Raw genomic sequence first — 3,867 nt, forward strand, 5'->3', positions numbered from 1 at the left:
TCTGGCAGGTGACGATGCGCGCCTGCAACCGGGGTTGGCGTTCGACCTCAACGAGCATCCGCGCGAAGACTTCAACGACCGCTGGCGCACCATCGCCATCACCCACGCAGGCAAACAACACAGCAGCCTGGAGGAAGAAGCGTTCGGCAGCGGCAGCGGCACGTCCTACGAGATGCAGGCCACAGCCATTCGCTGGACCTCGGATTGGAAAGCCCCATTGCGTGACAAACCCTGCATCGACGGCCCGCAGATCGCCACGGTAGTCGGCCCGCCAGGGGAAGAGATTTATTGCGATGAATGGGGCCGGGTCAAGGTGCAGTTCCCGTGGGACCGTTCGGACAAGAACAACGATCAGAGTTCGTGCTGGATCCGTGTGGCCCAGGGCTGGGCCGGTGCGACCTGGGGCGCCATGGCCGTGCCCCGGGTGAATCAGGAGCTGATCATCAGCTTCCTGGATGGCGATCCGGATCAGCCGATCGCCACGGGCCGCGCCTACCGCGAGACCAATCTGCCGCCCTATGAACTGCCCAAACACAAAACGCGGATGACCATCAAGAGCCGTACCCATAAGGGAGAGGGCTTCAATGAGCTGCGTTTTGAGGATGAGCTGGGGCAGGAAGAGGTGTACATCCATGCCGAAAAGGACAAGAACGTCCATATCAAACATGACAACACAACGTTTGTGGGTAATGACCGCAGTGAGAAAGTCGGGCATGACGAGCAGATAGAGGTAGGCCACGACCGCAAGGAACAGGTGGGCAATGACGAACGGATAAGCATCGCTCAGGACCACTATCACAGCGTAGGTCGAGATCGAGTGCAGAGTTTCGGTCGCAACCACCAGATCAGCATTGGCAAAGACCGGGTCGAGACCATTGGCAATGATCGACACGACACGATTGCAGTCAATCACCGCATGGAAATTGGCGGTAACGCCGAACAGGTCATTCAGGGTTCCCAACATATCTCTGCCGCGCAAGGCATAGGCACCAAAACCACGACCTATCAGCTGCAAACCAGCGAGAGCCTCGTTCTACAAGGCCCCGGCGGTAGCATTACCCTGGATGCCAATGGCATCACCCTCAGCGGGATTGCCATCTACCTGAATGGGCCGACGCAACTTAACGCTAAAGGCGCAGGACACTCACTCATCCTTAGTGGCGTGCCGACAACCGGCGAACCGATCTGTGTTGGCTGCTGGCTCAAGGCCGCCCGTGAGCATAAAGCCCTCGTGAAGGTGGACGCATGATTCCCGGTGAACTGCTGACGGCACTGACCAACGACCTTTACGCGCACGACGTCCCCCGTCCGCGATATCTCGTCGCGTTGATCGATATGGCGACATTACCTCAGGAAACCCGGCAAAAACTGACGGACCATCCAGGCTTTGATCTGCAACCACTGCTTCTGGCTCCCGGCCTGGAACAGCTCAGGCCATTGGGCCCGCACTTGGCATGTCCACGTGAGGCCACTCGCAAGGGCCATGGCGCACTGATCGACAGTCTTGCGCGCTATGACAGCAATACCATCGTCGCATGGATTACCAGCACTGTGAGCGCCGATGTGCTGGCCCGACATCTGAGTCAGGCCACGTTTGTCGACACGCAAGACAGCGAGCGTTACTTGTTGCGCTACTACGACAGCCGTGTCACGCCGAAGCTCTTGCGCCATGCGCCCGAGCAGTGGAGAGAGTGGCTGCTCGCACCCGTTGTGTCCTGGTGGTGCCGTGGGGCCACTCCAAGCCAGGAACAGTGGCATCGAATCCGCGGAGGAGCACGGTCAATCCCGATCGTTGCCGCCCCGCGATTGGTGATGGACGCCGCGTTATGGCAAGCATTGGAAAGTGACCCCCTGCCTTTCCGGCTACTGGAAACACTCAACGAAACCTCACCCACTTTATTCAGTAGCCCGTGCCATGGAGTGCGTCTGGCGCTGATCGAGTCGCTGCTCAGCCAAGGAAAGAGCCTGGGATTGATTGACCATCACAACCTGACCGATTTCATCATCCTCACCCTCCAACACACCCCCCAACGCTTGCACGGCACTGCCCACTGGCATGCCGCGCTGCAGCGTAGCGCCCGGGGCGAAGGACGCCTGGGCCAGTTGTTTCTCCAGGGAGCACGACCATGACCGCCCCGACCGACCTGCTCAACTTCGTCGCCCGGCAAACGTTCAGCACCGAAGGCAACAGTCCCTGCGTCAGCTGTAAACGCTCGGTGTCCCTGCTGCCGCTGCGCTATGCCGTGATCGGGCACACCGAATCGGCCCTGCCTCCTGCCCTGGCCCAGGCGGAGCCCCTCGCCAGCCTGCCCCTGACCACCGCGCGCTATACCGTGCGCGCACTGCGCGAGGGGTATCTTTATGTGTTCATCCACCGCACCGCGACCGACTGGGTATGCGAGGGCGCCTATCAAACCTACAGCAGCGGCTTGTGCAAGGCCGTGTGGCCCGCCACCCCGGACGACCTGGGGCTGGGCGGCCTGCCGGACTTCGGCGATCGGGTCATCCAGGTCAGCGATCCTGAAGACGTCAACGAAGCCCGGCTGCTGTTCACCCCGGACCTGCTGACGCCGCGCCTGCTCGCCGAGATCCGCACGCAACCGCGGCTGCGCAACACCCTGCGCAAGGTCGATATCCGCCAACTGATCCAAAGCTGCAGCCACACCGCGCACATCATCGAGGCCCAGGCGCTGGACAGTAGCGTCGCCGACCTGCTTGGGCCGACCTCCCCGCCCTTGATGACCCGCCTTGGCGAGCAACTGTTTGCGCCCCCGGCCGGATTCTCGGCCCTGGCGGGTGTGGCCACGCGGCTTGGCGCAACAGCGACCCAGGCGCAGGGTTTTGCCGTGGTGTTGGACGACCCGATCGGCATCACCCAGGAGCTCAATGCCTGGCGCAATCAGAGCGTGGAGACGCTCGAAACCTTCATGCGCAAAACCGACGGCGAAGGCATCGACAACCAGCGCAAACACACCATCGCCTTCGGCCTCGAAAACCTCAAGCTCACCCTCGCCGAACAAGCCGAGCAACGCTACGTCAACCACGCCAACGCGCTTGGCGTGCGGTACACCGACCGCGAGTACGCCAGCAGCAACGTCCACATGGTCACGGCGTCGATGGGCAGCTACCGCAGTTTCCGCAACCCCGCCGACCAACAGCGCCAGGAGCGCGACGACATCGAGCACGCGCGCCACGACAGCTGGGCGAAACGCTACGCGCCGTCGGTCGACGAAGCGCGGCTGCAGGCCTTCATGGCAGAGTTTGATGCGGCCGTCGCCCAAGCCGATGCGATCAAGGACCAGCGCGCCGCCGATCATTTGCAGTGGCTCAACAGCACCGCGTTGCTCGAGGCTTTTGCCTACTACGATGCCAAAGACAGCGGCAACGGCCTGGCGTTCGAAGCGCAACTGGGCGTGGCCGTTGCCGGCATGAACAGTACCGCCCTGGGCGAGGCGCAAATCGACAGCTGGAGCGCCCTCGACGGCACGACGCCGAACAACTGGTTTTGGCGCGGGCTTGCCCAGAATCAGACCCAGGCCATCGAACAGATCAATCTGTTGCTCGCCCAACGCTCGCAACTGCCGACCCTGGACGGCGCTCAGCTGCAAGCCTTGAGCAAGTCGCTGGTCGATATCTACGCCAAAGCCCACGCGCTGGTCGGCGAGGTCAGCCTCAATACGCCGCCCTCTGCCATCCGACTCAGCGGCGCGGTGCTGCTGACCAACACCTTCGGTACCCGCCTGCTGCAAAACAGCGCGGCGTCCAGGCTGGACGGCCCGCTCAACACCGCGCTGGCCCTGGTGTTCAAGGCGAGGCTGGGCCATTTGGGAGAGCAACTGCATTTCGAAAGCAGGACCATGCCGCTCA

The 3,867-nt window shown here is 62.2% G+C and carries 3 protein-coding genes; all 3 read left to right on the forward strand.

Features of this window, described 5'->3' with window-relative positions:
* The coding region (locus AC1DRN_RS29675; protein WP_477786907.1) for a type VI secretion system Vgr family protein at positions 1-1,249 on the forward strand (1,249 nt) is incomplete at its 5' end.
* Positions 1,246-2,130 carry a DUF4123 domain-containing protein gene (locus AC1DRN_RS29680; protein WP_223463481.1) on the forward strand — a complete coding sequence of 295 codons (885 nt, stop codon included), beginning with the start codon at positions 1,246-1,248 and terminating at the stop codon, positions 2,128-2,130. The genes AC1DRN_RS29675 and AC1DRN_RS29680, both read left to right, overlap by 4 nt.
* On the forward strand, positions 2,127-3,867 hold a 1,741-nt coding region (locus AC1DRN_RS29685), incomplete at its 3' end, for a T6SS effector BTH_I2691 family protein (RefSeq protein ID WP_477786908.1). The genes AC1DRN_RS29680 and AC1DRN_RS29685, both read left to right, overlap by 4 nt.

This window comes from Pseudomonas sp. P5_B3 (genome assembly GCF_056400405.1).

Bases quoted from the DNA above. Each gene is read 5' to 3' on its own strand.
- AC1DRN_RS29680 (WP_223463481.1), top strand. From the start codon at position 1,246: ATGATTCCCGGTGAACTGCTGACGGCACTGACCAACGACCTTTACGCG.